Below are 16,150 nucleotides of genomic sequence, written 5' to 3' on the forward strand. Positions count from 1 at the left end.
ATGAAGAAAACGGCAACGCTCATACTCACCTTTGGTCTGACGATCCTCGCCGCGCAGGCGCTTGCGCAATCGTCGCTTGGCATCGGTGCGAATGAAGTGGCCATGACGCCGACCGGACCGTTCGCGCATATCATTCTCTGGATGAACGAGCAGCAGCGCGCATTCTATCTGGCCATGACCACCGCGCTGAAAGCCATGCGCGAAGACCCGTGGCAGGCGTCCATCCTCATCGCTCTTTCCTTCATCTATGGCATATTTCATGCCGCCGGTCCCGGCCACGGCAAGGCGGTGATCTCCTCCTATATGATCGCCAATGAAACAGCGCTGCGGCGCGGCATTTTCCTGTCTTTCATCTCGTCGCTGTTGCAGGCCATTATGGCGATTGTCGTTGTTGGCCTCGCATGGCTCGTGCTGCGCGGCACCGGCATTTCTATGAACCAGACGGCGCGCTATATGGAGATTGCCAGCTTCGCGCTGGTCCTGTTCTTCGGCCTGTGGCTTCTGGCCCGCAAGCTGCCGCTTCTGTTCCGCAAACCCAAAAACGCAGCACCGCTTTTTGCGAGTGCACCGCAACCGGCCATGGCAAGCGGCCCGGCATGGCAGGGCAGCATTTCGCAGGCCACGCGCGCGGCAGCAGGCGGCAGCACGGTCAAGCTCAACTACAAGCCAGCCGCAGCGGCGGCGACTGCGACGGACCACGCCTTCATCGGGGATAGCGATGTCTGCGCCGCCTGTGGCAATGCCCATATCGCCGATCCCTCGACACTTGGCGACAACTTCAACTGGACAACGGCCTGGTCGGCGATTTTTTCGGTCGGTCTTCGCCCCTGTTCCGGGGCCCTGATCGTGCTGACCTTCGCGCTGCTCAACGGCCTGATGCTGGGCGGATTACTCTCCGTTTTCGCCATGGCCTTCGGCACGTTTCTCACCGTGGCTTTTCTCGCCACACTGGCGGTCACAGCCAAGAATGTCGCCCTGCGTTTTGCGGGCAGCAACGCCATGTCCGGGCGATTGAAGGCAGCAATCGAGGTCTGCGCCGCCCTTTTCATCGCGCTTACCGGCGCGTTTCTGCTGAGCGCCGCATTGGCCGGCTAAATGCGGTTCGCTTGCTGCGGCTGAATCGACCTGTCGCGTCGGCGAAATTAAATCCGATAAGGGTGGTTTTGCACGTATTCCCCCAGAAAAGGCGGCTATAAATATCGGAAAATTATACCGTATTGCCGATTTTTATAAAATAATATTCTAATATTAATATCGGATCGGCTCTCCCGGAAACCATTCAAATGAACCGTTTCGATGGCTAGTCATTTCAAGAGGATGTTCCTCAACATTAATTCATTTCAACGTGTATGCCCTCATTTTTCATAATCCCCCTGTCAATCAAAACAGAAGGGATTCTTGGTTATGAAAACGAACGGGCAGCGCATTTTCTCTGCAGTCATCGCTCTGGGAATGCTCGGCGCAACAACGGGCGTTTCCTTCGCCCAATCGGCGGCAAGCGAGGCAACGGCACCGGCTGGGACCTACAAGCTTGATCCGACACATGCAGCCTTGCTGTGGTCCCTGAAGCATAACCAGATTTCCAACTATACCGCCCGCTTCAACAAGTTTGAGGCTACGCTGAAGCTCGACCCGGCCAAAATCGAAAATTCCTCGATCGAAGTGACCATCGATCCCACTTCCGTCGCCACTGCCTATCCGGCGGACTACAAGGCCACGCATGCCTCTTCCGGTTATGCAACCTGGGACGAAGATGTCAGCCGCTCGCCCAACTTCCTGAACAGTGACGCCCACCCGACAATCACCTTCAAGTCCACCAAGGTCACGTCGACCGGCGCAACAACGGCTGATGTCACAGGCGACCTGACGTTTCTGGGTGTGACCAAACCCGTCACACTGAAGGCGACGCTCCAAGGCGCAATCGACAGCCATCCCTATGAAGGCGTGCCTGCGGTCGGATTTGCCGCTGAAGGCACTTTCAACCGCACCGAATTCGGTCAGCCGCTTGGCCCGGTCGGCCCGGAAATCACCATTCGTTTCGATGGGGAGTTCATTCAGGAAGCGAGCTGACGCGCGCTTGACTGAAACCCACCGGCTGCGCCTCCTCCCAAGCCGGGCCGGTGGGCTTGCGACATTTCAATCACGAAGTTTTTTTGCCCGGTGTCGCAATGGCGACATCTGGGCACCGACCCGTCAGGATGACCATGAACACTCATCCCCGCTCAACGTCCTCCCGCTACAGCGCGATTGCCATTCTGTTGCATTGGGCGATTGCCATTCTCGTCATATCCATGATCCCGATGGGCTGGTGGATGGTGAGGGCCATCAACAAACCGGACACGCAGCAGCTCGCCTATCAGCTGTTCCAGCTGCATAAATCCATCGGCTTCGCCATTCTGGCCCTGACCCTGCTTCGCGTGATCTGGCGCCTGACCCACCCGGTTCCGGCACTGCCATCGGACATGAAGGACTGGGAACGCGTGCTGGCGCGCGCAACCCACATTGCCTTTTATGCCCTGCTGCTGGCCATTCCACTGACCGGCTGGGCCTATGTCTCGACCGGCTGGGCGATCAGCACGGATCGCCCGCTGATGGTATCGACCTCGTGGTTCGGTCTGTTCGACGTTCCACCAATTCCAGCCATGGACGGCATGCGCAATGTTGCCTTCGGTGCCATGGGCGCCCATGCTTATATGGCCTATGGGGGTGCCGCTCTCATTGTCCTGCATGTTGCCGCCGCGCTGAAACACCAGCTGATTGACCGCGACGGCGTGCTGGCCCAGATGCTGCCTTTCCTGCGCGCGAAAGATCATGGGGACACGGCGCTTCCCGGAAGGGCGATGTTGCCACGCGGCCTCGGGATCGCCTTCATCGTCATGATCGGGCTTGCGGGTTTTACCATGCATCTGCCCACCACCCCTCCGCCAGCACAGCTGACCGTCGCAGAAGCGACGCCGGTGGCGGCCTCCCCAGCCGCAGAAGCCACAACGGCAGACGCCAATGCCACCAGCTGGGCTATTGATCCGGCTGTATCGGCCATCCGCTTCACCGGCACCCATGCAGGCAAGGACTTCGCCGGGCATTTCAGCGAGTGGACCGGCAATATTCGCTTCGATCCCGACAATCTTGCCGGATCGAAAGCCGTGATCACAGTCAATACCGGCTCGGCCACAACCGGCGATGCCACGCAGGAAAGTTCGCTCAAGAATGGGGAATGGTTCAATCCCCGGCGCTTTCCAGAAGCGCATTTCGAAACCAAGAGCTTCCGCTCGCTCGGCGGCGAGCGCTATGAAGCCGACGCTATCCTGACGATCAAGAACAAGGCCGTGCCGGTCGTTCTGCCCTTTACCTACAAACCGGAAGGTAACATCGCCACCGTGGACGGCAATATCGAGCTTGATCGCGCAGCGCTTAATCTCGGGATGTTTTCCGATCCGGCTGCGGAATGGGTGTCCAAGACGATTGCCGTCACGATCAATGTCACGGCAGCAAAAAGCTGATGCCGAAAACAAAAATCCCGGCACTTGTGCCGGGATTTTCTGTCTGTCTATGCAAATTGCCTATTCTGGCCGAAACTGGTCCGGAGCCGCATCCTCAAACGCCGGTAGCGCCGCGCAAGCCTTTGCCACTGCCGCAATTCGCGGAAGGTTCTCCCATTCGACGCCCCAACGGCTTGCATTGTAAAGCTGGGGAACCAGCACACAATCGGCCATGCCCGGCGTGTCGCCATAGCAGAAGCGACCTTCAAAACCCCGATGGTCGAGCAGCTTTTCGAAAGCAGCCAGACCACGAGCAATATTATCCTTGTTCCACGCTGCGCGGGCTTCCTTGCCCGCGAGCGCTTCGACCTGCGCCAAGACCCGAAGGTTGGAAACCGGATGGATTTCGCAGGCGATTGCGTCAGCCAATGCGCGGACATGCGCCCTGCCCGCTGCATCGCGCGGCAGCAGGGCCGGGTCTGGCCGCGTCTCGTCCAGATATTCGATGATCGCCAGCGACTGCACCAGCACCAACCCGTCAATTTTCAAAACGGGCACAAGACCCTGCGGATGCAGCGCCAGATGCTCGGGCGAAAACTGCGCACCCGCAGTGAGGTCTACCGGCACCCGATCATAGGCAATCCCCTTCAAGGCCAGCGCGAGACGAACGCGATAGGCCGAAGACGAGCGCCAGTAATCATATAAAGTCACCGTCATGGCTGTGCCGGAAGAATCTGGCCGACGCAGGGTCCAAAACCGATGCGATAACCATCGCCTCTCGCTTCCGCAAACAAGGCAATCTCGTCGCCGTCCTCGATGAAGGTGCGGCTTTCGCCATTCACCGTAACCGGTTTCTTGCCGTTCTGCGTCATTTCCAGAAGCGCGCCGGTCTGTTCAAGGCTCGGCCCGGAAATCGTGCCGGAACCAAGCAGATCGCCAACCCGCATCGGGCAGCCGGTTTCGGTATGGTGCGCCAGTTGCTGCGCGCTCGAATAATACATGACATTGTAATTTGTCTCTGCCATGCGTTGGCCGTTCATGGTCCAGCCGATGGCGAGATCGTACAATCCCGGCCGGTCTTCCTGCAGATAAGGCAGAAGCGGATTGACGCGCTCCGGGCCTGCGCTGCGGAACGGCTCAAGTGCGGCCTGCGTCACAACCCATGCACCAATGGTCGTCCCCAGAGCCTTTGACTGGAAAGGCCCCAGCGGCTGATATTCCCAAGCCTGGATATCGCGGGCGGACCAGTCATTGAGCAGCACATAGCCGAAGATCATGTCCTCCGCCTGCTCGACGCTAACGCGTTCGCCCATCGTGCTGTCGATGCCGACGATAGCGCCCAACTCCAGTTCCAGATCGAGCTTTTTACAGCGGTCCCATACCGGCCCCTGTTCGCCTTTGGTCTGTCCCATGGGGCGGCGGATCGGCGTGCCCGTCACCACCACAGAGGAGGCGCGGCCATTATACCCGATCGGCATATGGGTCCATTGCGGCGGCAAAGCGTTTTCCGGCCCGCGAAACAGCACGCCCACGTTGAAGGCATGATTTTTCGATGCGTAGAAATCGGTAAATTCCGTCACGCGGATCGGCAGATGTAACCGCGCATCGGCCATTGGCATCAAGGGCAGGCTGGTGTCGCCGCCTTCACGCAAAAGCTCCGTCAGCGCTACCCGCACCTCGTCCCATCTGGCGCGGCCCAACGCCATGAAGCCATTGAGCTGCGGCTGGGCGAAAGTGCCATCGGCATCGATGAGGCCCGCCGCTTCGCATTTATCGAGATCGAGTATCATATCGCCAATGGCAACGCCGCAACGCGGTGCATCACCGTCGACCGAAAACACACCATAGGGCAGATTGTTCAGGGGAAAGGGGCAATCTGCATGATTGGCGCTCTCCACCCAGGACCGGATCAAAGCCAATGTCCATCTCCTCATTTCAAAATCATCGTCTTCGAGTGCCCGGAATTGGAAACCGAAGCACCCGATGCATCGCGCATCACTTCACGCCGGGCGTGCCGTCGAACTTCTTTTCGAGATGGTCCCAGACCTCGATATATTCTTCCTGCATGGGGGCCTCGTGCGCGGCGAATTCCGTCAGATGCTGCGGGAAGCGGGTCTCGAACATGAAGCTCATCGTATTGTCGAGCTTTTCCGGGCGCAGTTCCGCATTCGACGCGCCTTCAAATGCGTCGCGGTCCGGCCCGTGCGGCAACATGCAATTGTGCAGGCTGATGCCGCCCGGCGCGAAGCCCTGCGGCTTGGCATCGTAGACGCCATAAATATTGCCCATAAGCTCGGACATGATGTTCTTGTGATACCATGGCGGGCGGAATGAATGTTCCGCCACCAGCCAGCGTTCGCGAAACAGCACGAAGTCGATATTGGCCGTGCCTTCCTGACCCGACGGTGCTGTCAGTACTGTGAAGATCGACGGATCGGGATGGTCGAACAGAATCGCCCCGACCGGAGAATAGGTGCGCAGGTCATATTTATAGGCGCAGTAATTGCCATGCCACGCCACGATATCGAGCGGCGAATGGTCGATCCATGTCTCGTGGAACTGGCCGCACCATTTGATGACAACACGCGAGCGCGCCTGTTTGTCCTCATAGGCTGCAACCGGCGATTTGAAATCGCGCGGGTTGGCAAGGCAGTTGGCGCCGATAGGACCACGACCCGGCATATCGAATTTCTGACCGTAATTCTCGCAGACGAAACCGCGGCATGGTCCCTCAAGCACCTCGACGCGATAGACAAGACCGCGCGGGATAATGGCGATTTCCTTGGGCTCAAGATCGATGATGCCAAGCTCCGTGCAGAAACGCAGACGTCCTTCCTGCGGTACGATCAGCAATTCACTGTCGGCGGAGTAAAAATATTCGTCCTCCATCGAGCGGGTGATCAGATAGACATGGCTTGCCATGCCGATCTGGATGTTCACATCGCCCGCCGTGGTCATGGTGCGCATACCGGTGATCCACGTCAGGTCTTCGTCCGGCCCCGGCAACGGGATGGGGTCCCAGCGATACTGGCCAAGACTGGTGATATTGCGCCGCTGCGGATCGCCGACCGGCAGATTGGGCGCAGTTTTCCAGTACGGCACGTCGATCAGCTTGAAACGGCCCGTATGATGAACGGACGGGCGAATGCGATAGCACCAGGTCCGCTCGTTCTGACCGCGGGGCGCGGTGAAAGCGGTGCCGGACAGCTGCTCGGCATAAAGCCCGTAATTGCATTTCTGCGGTGAATTCTGGCCTTGCGGCAATGCGCCCGGCAGCGCTTCGGTTTCAAAGTCGTTGCCGAAACCGGGCATATAGCCCTCTACGGTTCCGGTCGTTACCGATGCGCGGACCATGCCCTGCGGGATCGCTTGAATGGTCATGATTATTCCTCCCGGCAAATTCGTTGCACTAACAACGATAATAACGTTGCGAATGCAACGAAGTCAACGCTTCTTGTGCAGAGCTTGTTTTTCCGTTGTATTTGCAATGAAACTCTGCTCCTTTCCTGCAAAAAGGAGACGTGCATGGCGTTCGAACTCGACAGTTTCCTGCCCTATCAGCTGAGTGTCGTGGCCCAGCGGATCAGCGAGCGGTTTTCAAGACGCTACGCCGCCGAGGCAGGGCTGACCATTCCCGAATGGCGCGTGCTGGCGCATCTCTATCGTAGCGGCGAAGTCAGCATTCGCGACATCAACACCCGCGTCAATCTCGACAAGTCGATTGTCAGCCGGGCTGCAACGCGTTTGGAAAGTGCTGGCCTGCTGCACAAGTCGGATAACAATATCGACCGCAGATTGATTGTACTCGCCCTCACCCCCAAGGGGGAAGCGCTGATGCATCGCCTTGGCAAGATCGCCGACGAATTTCAGGCGGAGATCCTGAAAGAGCTGGGCCCGGACGCCGGGCATTTTCTCGACGGGCTTGCGCGCCTCTCCGGCGCGCACCCCGCGCGATAGGGTTCGTCTTATTCTGCCGCAGTCACCTGCCTTACGGCGTTGTGCAGCGCGGCAATGCCGGTTTCCAGCGCCTGCCTGTCCGGCTCGGACATGGCGCCCAATATGGCATTGGCCCTGGCATCGACCTCGCCAAAGACTTGTTGAAACAGGGCCTGTCCCACATTCGTGATGGCATAGTGCCGCAAACGCCGGTCTTCTTCGGATACGGCGCGGACAATCAGACCTTTTGCCTCAAGCCGACTGGCGGCGCGGCTGACCTGCACCTTGTCGAGCGATGTGCGCTGGGCTAGCTGCACCGAATCGATGGACCCTGCCTCCGCAAGCAGAAACAAGAAACGCCATTCTTCTCGCATCAGCCCATATTTATGGCCATAGACTGCAACGAGTTGCCGGGAAAATGCTTCCGCGACAATCGCAAGCCGATAGGGAAAGAACGTTTCCATACGCATTACATACCCCCTCACAAAGTCTTTGCATTTCAAACAGTTTCACGGAATGGACGAACAATTTCAAAGGCTTTTTCACAAACACGGCCCATCCGAAGATCGTAAAGATTGCGGTTCACGGAAGACCTCAAACATCGTCTGCTCCCCGGGCGGTTCACACCACTATTAAGCGTTGCCCGTCGCTCCTGCGGTCTGCATACCTCCTAAAAATGCCACTCCAGTTCATTGCATATGTAACGTTGCTATTGCAATGAACTTGACATCGTTGCAAATGATACGATTATAGGGAGCCGGTATCGAGGAACCGGCTTTTAAGATTCTGTGCAGCGGAGGAGCACCCATGAGCACATCAGCACCGGCGGGGACAGTGGACGCCGCGCAGACGCAAAAATCGTCGATACGACTTCTTTTCGCGGCCAGCACCGGCACGATCATCGAGTGGTATGATTTCGCGGTTTTCGCCTTTTGCGCCGCGCTTGTTTTCAACACCGCATTTTTTCCGGCTGTCGATCCGATCACCGGATTGATCGCAGCCCTGTCCACCCAGGCCGTGGGCTTCATTGCCCGCCCGGCGGGTGGCTGGTTCTTCGGCGTTCTGGGTGACAGGATCGGCCGCAAACAGGCGCTCGTCATCAGCCTATTCCTGATGGGCGGCGCGACGGTCGCCATGGGCCTGCTCCCAACCTACCAGCAGATCGGTGTGTTCGCACCGCTCCTGCTTCTTCTCATGCGCCTGCTGCAAGGCTTTGCCATTGGTGGTGAATCCACTGGCGCACTGGTGCTGATTGCGGAAAGCCTTCCAGCCAAACAACGTGGGCTTTGGACCGGCTTTCCGATGATCGGCGGACCGGCTGGCAATGTGATCGCCACAGCCGTTATCGGTGCCGTCATCGGTCATTTCGGATCGGAAGCCTTTGTCGAATGGGCATGGCGTATCCCGTTCATTGCTTCCATCCTGCTGATCGGTCTTGGCCTTTGGGTCCGTCGCAAGGTCGAAGAATCGCCCGCCTTCGTCCAACTTCAGGAACAGAAAACTGAACCGGTCAAAGCCCCGCTGCGCGAAGCAATTTCGACCCAGGGCGGAAACATGCTGCGCGTCCTGTTCGTCAAGGCTGGCGAAAGCGCACTGTTCTACCTATTCTCCACATTCTTCATCGTATTGGCCACTGTGTTTCTCAAGGTGCCACGTGAGGCAGCGCTGGGCGCATTGTTCGTCGGCTCGATTGCCGAAGTCGCGGTCATCCTCGCCGCTGGCGCGACCGCTGACCGGATCGGACGCCGGGCAGTCACGCTGGTAGGGCTCGTCGGCGGTATCGGCGCTGGCTTCTGGCTTTTCAGCTTGCCTCCGGGCGCAGACACTGCGACGCTTACATGGGCAACGGTGCTGACCCTCTCTTTCCACGGCATTATCGTGGGCGGCATGTCGGCCTATTTCACCGAACTCTTCCCTGCACGTGTTCGCTATACAGCTATGTCGACATCCTATTCGGTCGCCACAGTCCTCGGCGGAGCGCTCGCCCCCATCATCGGCACATGGTTGCTCGAAATATTCGGTACACCCTTCGCAGTTGCGGTCTATGCAACACTGATGGCCATTCCCGCAATCTATGTGATGATCACCACACCTGAAACCAAAGGCCGGGATCTTGTGAACTGAAACTGTTCCCGTTTCTAACGAAAAGCCGCATCTTGATGCGGCTTTTTGTTTTCGGTGCACTTTATAGGTCGAAATATCGTAGCTTTAGCGAGGTAAAACCGAACTTCCCATCAGATCAGCATCGATGGCGTGTGCGGCCTGACGGCCTTCGCGGATCGCCCAGACGACCAGCGACTGGCCGCGGCGAACGTCGCCTGCCGCATAGAGCTTGTCGACATTGGTGCGATAGTCGTGCTCATTGGCCTTGACCGACTTGGAGCCGCGACGATCGGTTGCGACATCAAGCTTATCGCCCAGTTCCTTGATCACGCTGTCCTCACCCGGACCGGCAAAGCCGATGGCAATGAATGCAAGATCGGCCTTGATGAAGAATTCCGAACCGGCAATCGGTTTGCGCTTTTCGTCCACCTGGCAGCACTTCACATGGGTCAGGCGGCCTTCTTCGCCGATGAATTCCAGCGTTGCGACCTGAAATTCGCGCGAAGCACCCTCAGCCTGACTGGAAGAGGTGCGCATCTTGGTCGCCCAATAAGGCCAGACGCTGAGCTTGTCTTCCTTTTCCGGCGGCTGCGGGCGGATGTCGAGCTGGGTCACATTGACCGCACCCTGACGGAAGGCCGTGCCGACGCAGTCCGATGCGGTATCGCCACCGCCGACCACGACGACGTGCTTGCCGCCAGCGAGGATCGGAGCCGAAGCCCAGGCGACGGATTCAATGTTTTCGCGACCGACGCGGCGGTTCTGCTGCACCAGATAAGGCATGGCGTCGAAAACGCCTTCCAGATCGGCACCGGGAATGCCTGCGGGGCGCGGGGTTTCGGAGCCGCCGCTGTAAAGCACGGCATCATAGGTATCGAGAAGACCGCGCAGCGGCTTGTCGACGCCGATATTCACGCCGCACAGGAAGCGGACGCCCTCACCTTCCATCTGCGCCACGCGGCGGTCGATGTGGTGCTTTTCCATCTTGAAATCCGGAATGCCGTAACGCAGCAGACCGCCGGGGCGGCTTTCGCGCTCATAGACATCGACCATGTGACCGGCACGCGCCAGCTGCTGTGCAGCGGCAAGCCCAGCCGGGCCGGAACCGATGATGGCAACCGACTTGCCGGTCTTGTTGGCGGCAGGCTGCGGCACGATATAGCCAAGCTCATAGGCCTTGTCGCCCAGCGCCTGCTCGACCGTCTTGATCGCAACCGGCGTGTCTTCGAGGTTCAGCGTGCAGGCTTCCTCGCAAGGTGCGGGGCAGACGCGACCGGTGAATTCCGGGAAATTATTGGTCAGATGCAGGTTGCGGATCGCCTGATCCCAGTTGTTGTTATAGACGAGATCGTTCCAGTCCGGGATCTGGTTGTGCACCGGGCAGCCCGTCGGCCCATGGCAGAACGGAATGCCACAATCCATGCAGCGCGCAGCCTGCTTCTGCACTTCACCATCCGTCATCGGAATGGTGAACTCGCGGAAGTGGCGGATACGATCCGACGCTGGCTGGTACTTTGCCACCTGACGGTCGATCTCTAGAAAACCAGTTACCTTACCCATTCTTCTACTCCCCTCGGCCTGAGACCAGCGCATGGTCTGCTTTGCCGGAAGTTGCCCTGTCCGCCGCGTCATCTTTAACGCGCAGGCATGTCAGAGCGTTGTTATCTCTTCATATGGCGAAGGGCGCCCGACCCGAAGGTCGGGCTCCGCTTGTCAGGATCACTCAGCCGCGACACCGATCTGCGCACGCTCCATCTCTTCCAGAGCGCGACGATATTCCACCGGCATGACCTTCACGAATTTGGGACGATAGTTCTCCCAATTGTCGAGAATGTCCTTCGCCCGCGTCGAGCCTGTGTAATGCAGATGGTTGGCGATCAGCTGCACCAGACGTTCCTCATCATGATGGGTCATATTGGCCGAAACGTCCACACGGCCCTTATGCATGAGGTCACCGCCATGGTGATGCAGCTTTTCGAGGATGTCGTCTTCTTCCGGCACCGGTTCCAGCTCGACCATCGCCATATTGCAGCGCTGGGCGAAATCACCTTCCTCGTCGAGCACATAGGCGACACCGCCCGACATGCCCGCCGCGAAATTGCGACCCGTCTGACCGATAACCACGACGACGCCGCCGGTCATGTATTCGCAGCCGTGGTCGCCCACGCCTTCGACAACCGTGACCGCGCCGGAGTTGCGGACGGCGAAACGCTCGCCTGCAACGCCGCGGAAATAGCACTCGCCTTCAAGCGCACCGTAAAGCACCGTATTGCCGACGATGATGGAATCTTCGGCGACGATACGCGTATCTTCCGGCGGACGGATGACGATGCGGCCACCCGAAAGGCCCTTGCCGACATAATCGTTGCCATCGCCGATCAGCTCGAACGAGATGCCGCGCGCCAGGAACGCACCAAAGGACTGGCCAGCCGTACCGCGAAGCGTGACGGCGATGGTGTCGTCCGGCAGACCCTTGTGGCGGAACCGCTTGGCAACTTCGCCCGACAGCATGGCACCGGCAGAACGGTCAACGTTCTTGATGCCAATGTCGATCTTGACGGGCTTGCGTTCTTCGAGCGCAGGCAGGGCCTGCTCGATCAGCTTACGGTCGAGAACGTCTTCAATCGGATGATGCTGACGCTCGGTCCAGTAGATCTCGTGCTTTTCAGCCTCAGGCTTGTAGAAGATACGGCTGAAATCGAGACCCTTGGCCTTCCAATGGTCGATCATCACCTGCTTTTCCAGAAGCTCGGTCTCGCCGATGATCTGTTCCAGCTTGGTGAAGCCCATCGAGGCCAGCAGCGCACGCACTTCTTCCGCCAGATAGAAGAAGAAGTTGATGACATGTTCCGGCGTGCCCTTGAAGCGCTTGCGCAGAACCGGGTCCTGCGTCGCCACGCCGACGGGACAAGTGTTCAGATGGCACTTACGCATCATGATGCAGCCAGCAGCAATCAGCGGAGCTGTCGAGAAACCGAACTCGTCGGCACCGAGCAGCGCGCCAATGACCACGTCGCGACCGGTCCGCAAACCACCATCGACCTGCAAGGCCACGCGGGAGCGAAGCCCGTTCAGCACCAGCGTCTGGTGGGTTTCGGCAAGGCCGATTTCCCACGGGCTACCGGCATGCTTCAGCGAGGTGAGAGGCGAAGCGCCCGTGCCACCATCATAACCCGATACGGTGATGTGGTCGGCGCGCGCCTTGGCAACACCGGCGGCAACCGTGCCGACGCCCACTTCCGACACCAGCTTGACCGAAATATCGGCAGCCGGATTGACGTTCTTCAGGTCGTAGATCAGCTGCGCCAGATCTTCGATCGAGTAGATGTCATGGTGGGGCGGCGGCGAAATGAGGCCAACGCCAGGCGTCGAGTGACGGGTCTTGGCGATGGTCGCATCGACCTTGTGACCCGGCAGCTGACCGCCTTCGCCCGGCTTTGCACCCTGCGCAACCTTGATCTGGATCAGATCGGAGTTGACCAGATATTCCGTCGTCACACCGAAACGGCCCGACGCCACCTGCTTGATCGCAGAGCGTTCCGGGTTCGGCTTGCCGTCCGGCAGCGGATAGAAACGATCTGGCTCTTCGCCACCTTCACCCGTGTTCGACTTGCCGCCAATGGCGTTCATCGCGCGCGCCAGCGTGGTATGCGCCTCTCTGGAGATCGAGCCGAAGGACATGGCGCCCGTCGAGAAGCGCTTGACGATATCGACCGCCGGTTCAACTTCATCAATGGAAACCGGCTTGAGGCCGCGTTCCTCGGCGAAGCGAATATCGAACAGGCCGCGAATGGTCTTGGCCTGCGCCGACTTGGAGTCGAGCATGCTGGTATATTCGGTGAAGGTGTCCGGGTTCGAAGTGCGCACTGCATGTTGCAGCTTGGCAACCGCATCCGGCGACCACAAATGCGCCTCGCCGCGCATACGGTAGGCATATTCGCCGCCGACTTCGAGCGAGGTCAACAGAACCGGGTCGTTACCGAAGGCATCGGTGTGACGGCGCACGGTCTCTTCCGCGATTTCGTCCAGACCAACACCTTCGATGCTGGTGGCCGTGCCGAAAAAGAACTTGTCGACGAAGCTCGACTGCAAGCCGACCGCATCGAAAATCTGCGCGCCACAATAGGACTGGTAAGTCGAGATGCCCATCTTGGACATGACCTTGAGAATGCCCTTGCCGATCGACTTGATGTAGCGCTTGACCACTTCATATTCATCGACTTCCGGCGGGAATTCGCGACGGCGATGCATGTCGAGCAGCGTGTCGAAAGCGAGATACGGGTTGATCGCTTCCGCACCATAACCGGCAAGGCAGGCGAAGTGATGCACTTCGCGCGGTTCGCCCGATTCAACCACGAGGCCGACCGAGGTACGCAGACCCTTGCGGATCAGATGATGATGCACGGCAGCCGTCGCCAGCAGAGCCGGGATCGGAATGCGGTCCGGACCGACCTGACGGTCGGACAGGATGACGATGTTGTAGCCGCCATGAACAGCCGCTTCGGCGCGGTCGCACAGACGCTCGATGGCGCCATGCATACCGGCTGCACCCTCACCCGTATTATAGGTGATGTCGAGCGTCTTGGTGTCGAAACGATCTTCCGTATGACCGATGGAGCGGATCTTTTCCAGATCGCCATTGGTCAGGATCGGCTGGCGCACTTCCAGACGCTTGCGACGCGAATTGCCGATCAGGTCGAAAATGTTCGGGCGCGGACCGATGAAGGAGACGAGGCTCATCACCAGTTCTTCACGGATAGGATCAATCGGCGGGTTGGTGACCTGCGCGAAGTTCTGCTTGAAATAGGTGAACAGCAACTTCGACTTGTCGGACATGGCCGAAATCGGCGTATCCGTGCCCATCGAGCCGATAGCTTCCTGACCGGTGGTCGCCATCGGCGACATCAGGATTTTGGTGTCTTCCTGGCTGTAGCCGAAGGCCTGCTGGCGGTCGAGCAGGCTCACATCCTTGCGCAACGCACGCGGTTCGACCGGGTTGAGGTCTTCCAGAATGAGCTGGGTGTTGCCAAGCCACTGCTTGTAGGGATGCTTCTGCGCGATCTGCGACTTGATTTCATCGTCGGAAACGATGCGGCCCTCTTCCATATCGATGAGCAGCATACGACCCGGCTGAAGACGCCACTTCTTGACGACCTTCTTTTCGTCCACCGGCAGAACGCCAGCTTCCGAAGCCAGAATGACGAAATCGTCGTCGGTCACGATGTAACGGGCCGGACGCAGGCCGTTACGGTCCAGCGTCGCGCCGATCTGGCGACCGTCGGTGAAGGCCACGGCGGCAGGACCGTCCCATGGCTCCATCAGGGCAGCGTGATATTCGTAGAAGGCGCGGCGGTCATCCGACATCAGCTTGTTGCCGGACCATGCTTCCGGGATCAGCATCATCATCGCATGGGCGAGGCTGTAGCCGCCCTGATGCAGAAATTCGAGCGCATTGTCGAAGCAGGCCGTATCCGACTGGCCTTCGTAGGAAATCGGCCAGAGCTTGGAAATGTCGTTGCCGAACAGTTCGCTATCGACCGAAGCCTGACGCGCCGCCATCCAGTTCACATTGCCGCGCAGCGTGTTGATTTCACCGTTATGCGCAACCATGCGGTAAGGGTGAGCCAGACGCCAGGAGGGGAAGGTGTTGGTCGAGAAACGCTGATGAACCAGCGCCACCGCGCTTTCGAAGCGGGGATCGCGCAGATCGTTATAATAGGCGCCGACCTGATAAGCCAGGAACATGCCCTTATAGACGACCGTGCGCGCCGACATGGACACGACATAAAAGCCGTTATCGTCGCCGTCATTTTCCTGATAGATGCGGTTGGAAATGACCTTGCGCAGCACGAACAGGCGACGTTCGAACTCGTCGTCGGTTTCGAGCATCGGGTTGCGCCCGATGAAAACCTGAACATGGAATGGTTCGGTCGCGGCAATATCCGGCGCCTTCGACAGCGACGAATTATCGACCGGCACTTCACGGAATCCGATGAACTGCTGGCCTTCGGCAGCGATCACTTCCTTGACGATTTCTTCCGCATGGGCGCGCAGCTGGGCGTCGCGCGGCATGAATAGGTAACCCACGCCATAATGGCCCGGCTGCGGCAGGTCGATGCCCTGCCGCGCCATTTCCTCGCGGAAAAAGCGATCTGGAATCTGTACGAGAATGCCAGCGCCGTCGCCCATCAGCGGATCAGCGCCCACGGCGCCGCGATGAGTGAGGTTTTCCAGCATCTTGAGGCCGTTTTCCACGACCTCATGCGACTTCTTGCCCTTCATATGGGCAATGAAGCCAACGCCGCACGCATCATGTTCGTTGCGCGGATCGTAGAGACCTTGAGCTGGCGGGACACCCGCCGCCTTAGTTTTTCGCGTCGTTCGGGTGGAAGCCGTCGTCGCAGCTTTGACGTTTTCGTTCTGCACGTTGTGAGAAACCACATTCGTTACAGATGGCGTCAAATGCGTCATCGTCATTCCCTCCGTTTGGCCCTCTTCATGAGGCGCGCGATCAGTATATACCGAGATGGTGACAACCATCTCGCTGGTGTATTCATTCTATGGAAAGCCTTATCGACAAGGCGTTGGACGAGGTTCCGGGCAAATGGCAGAGCCAAGCGGGCAAAGCCGAT

At 58.8% G+C, this 16,150-nt stretch carries 11 protein-coding genes; 5 read left to right on the forward strand and 6 right to left on the reverse strand.

The annotated features are described in order from the left end of the window. The 3 genes from HWD97_RS08315 to HWD97_RS08325 all read left to right on the forward strand — a co-directional run bounded on the left by HWD97_RS08315 (window position 1) and on the right by HWD97_RS08325 (window position 3,500). Window positions 1-1,095, forward strand: a complete 1,095-nt coding sequence (locus HWD97_RS08315; RefSeq protein ID WP_371834935.1) for a nickel/cobalt transporter — start codon at window positions 1-3, stop codon at window positions 1,093-1,095. Between the two features lie 309 nt (window positions 1,096-1,404). After that, window positions 1,405-2,070, forward strand: a complete 666-nt coding sequence (locus HWD97_RS08320; protein ID WP_109367755.1) for a YceI family protein — start codon at window positions 1,405-1,407, stop codon at window positions 2,068-2,070. 134 nt (window positions 2,071-2,204) lie between these two features. Next, window positions 2,205-3,500: a cytochrome b/b6 domain-containing protein gene (locus HWD97_RS08325; protein ID WP_235859031.1), complete on the forward strand. Its 1,296-nt coding sequence runs from the start codon at window positions 2,205-2,207 to the stop codon at window positions 3,498-3,500. A 60-nt stretch (window positions 3,501-3,560) separates the two neighbouring features. On the opposite strand, the gene maiA is transcribed toward HWD97_RS08325, so the two are convergent. The 3 genes from maiA to hmgA all read right to left on the reverse strand — a co-directional run bounded on the left by maiA (window position 3,561) and on the right by hmgA (window position 6,860). Further along, entirely contained in the window at window positions 3,561-4,196 is a 636-nt protein-coding gene (gene maiA, locus HWD97_RS08330) for a maleylacetoacetate isomerase (RefSeq protein ID WP_109367757.1), read from the reverse strand. Then, window positions 4,193-5,413, reverse strand: a complete 1,221-nt coding sequence (gene fahA, locus HWD97_RS08335) for a fumarylacetoacetase (RefSeq protein ID WP_109367758.1) — start codon at window positions 5,411-5,413, stop codon at window positions 4,193-4,195. Before fahA ends, maiA begins: the two co-directional genes overlap by 4 nt. 61 nt (window positions 5,414-5,474) lie before the next feature. After that, the gene (gene hmgA / locus HWD97_RS08340) at window positions 5,475-6,860 is read right to left on the reverse strand and encodes a homogentisate 1,2-dioxygenase (protein ID WP_109367759.1); all 1,386 of its coding nucleotides are present in this window, start codon (window positions 6,858-6,860) and stop codon (window positions 5,475-5,477) included. A gap of 144 nt (window positions 6,861-7,004) precedes the next feature. Between hmgA and HWD97_RS08345 the strand changes: the two genes are divergently transcribed. After that, entirely contained in the window at window positions 7,005-7,436 is a 432-nt protein-coding gene (locus HWD97_RS08345) for a MarR family winged helix-turn-helix transcriptional regulator (protein WP_109367760.1), read from the forward strand. Window positions 7,437-7,444: 8 nt separating this feature from the next. On the opposite strand, the gene HWD97_RS08350 is transcribed toward HWD97_RS08345, so the two are convergent. Then, a complete protein-coding gene (locus tag HWD97_RS08350; RefSeq protein WP_121539234.1) occupies window positions 7,445-7,885 on the reverse strand; it encodes a MarR family winged helix-turn-helix transcriptional regulator in 441 nt (146 codons plus the stop codon). Between the two features lie 337 nt (window positions 7,886-8,222). Between HWD97_RS08350 and HWD97_RS08355 the strand changes: the two genes are divergently transcribed. Then, window positions 8,223-9,539, forward strand: coding sequence for an MFS transporter (locus tag HWD97_RS08355; protein WP_121539233.1), 1,317 nt, complete (start codon window positions 8,223-8,225; stop codon window positions 9,537-9,539). Window positions 9,540-9,623: 84 nt separating this feature from the next. Here HWD97_RS08355 and HWD97_RS08360 read toward each other — a convergent pair whose 3' ends face one another. Further along, complete coding sequence (locus HWD97_RS08360; RefSeq protein WP_121539232.1) at window positions 9,624-11,078, reverse strand: glutamate synthase subunit beta; 1,455 nt, start codon at window positions 11,076-11,078, stop codon at window positions 9,624-9,626. A 159-nt stretch (window positions 11,079-11,237) separates the two neighbouring features. Next, a complete protein-coding gene (gene gltB, locus HWD97_RS08365; protein WP_121539251.1) occupies window positions 11,238-15,989 on the reverse strand; it encodes a glutamate synthase large subunit in 4,752 nt (1,583 codons plus the stop codon). Window positions 15,990-16,150: the final 161 nt, after the last annotated feature.

This window comes from Ochrobactrum sp. C6C9 (assembly GCF_022627935.1).
Classification (GTDB): Bacteria; Pseudomonadota; Alphaproteobacteria; order Rhizobiales; family Rhizobiaceae; genus Brucella; species Brucella teleogrylli.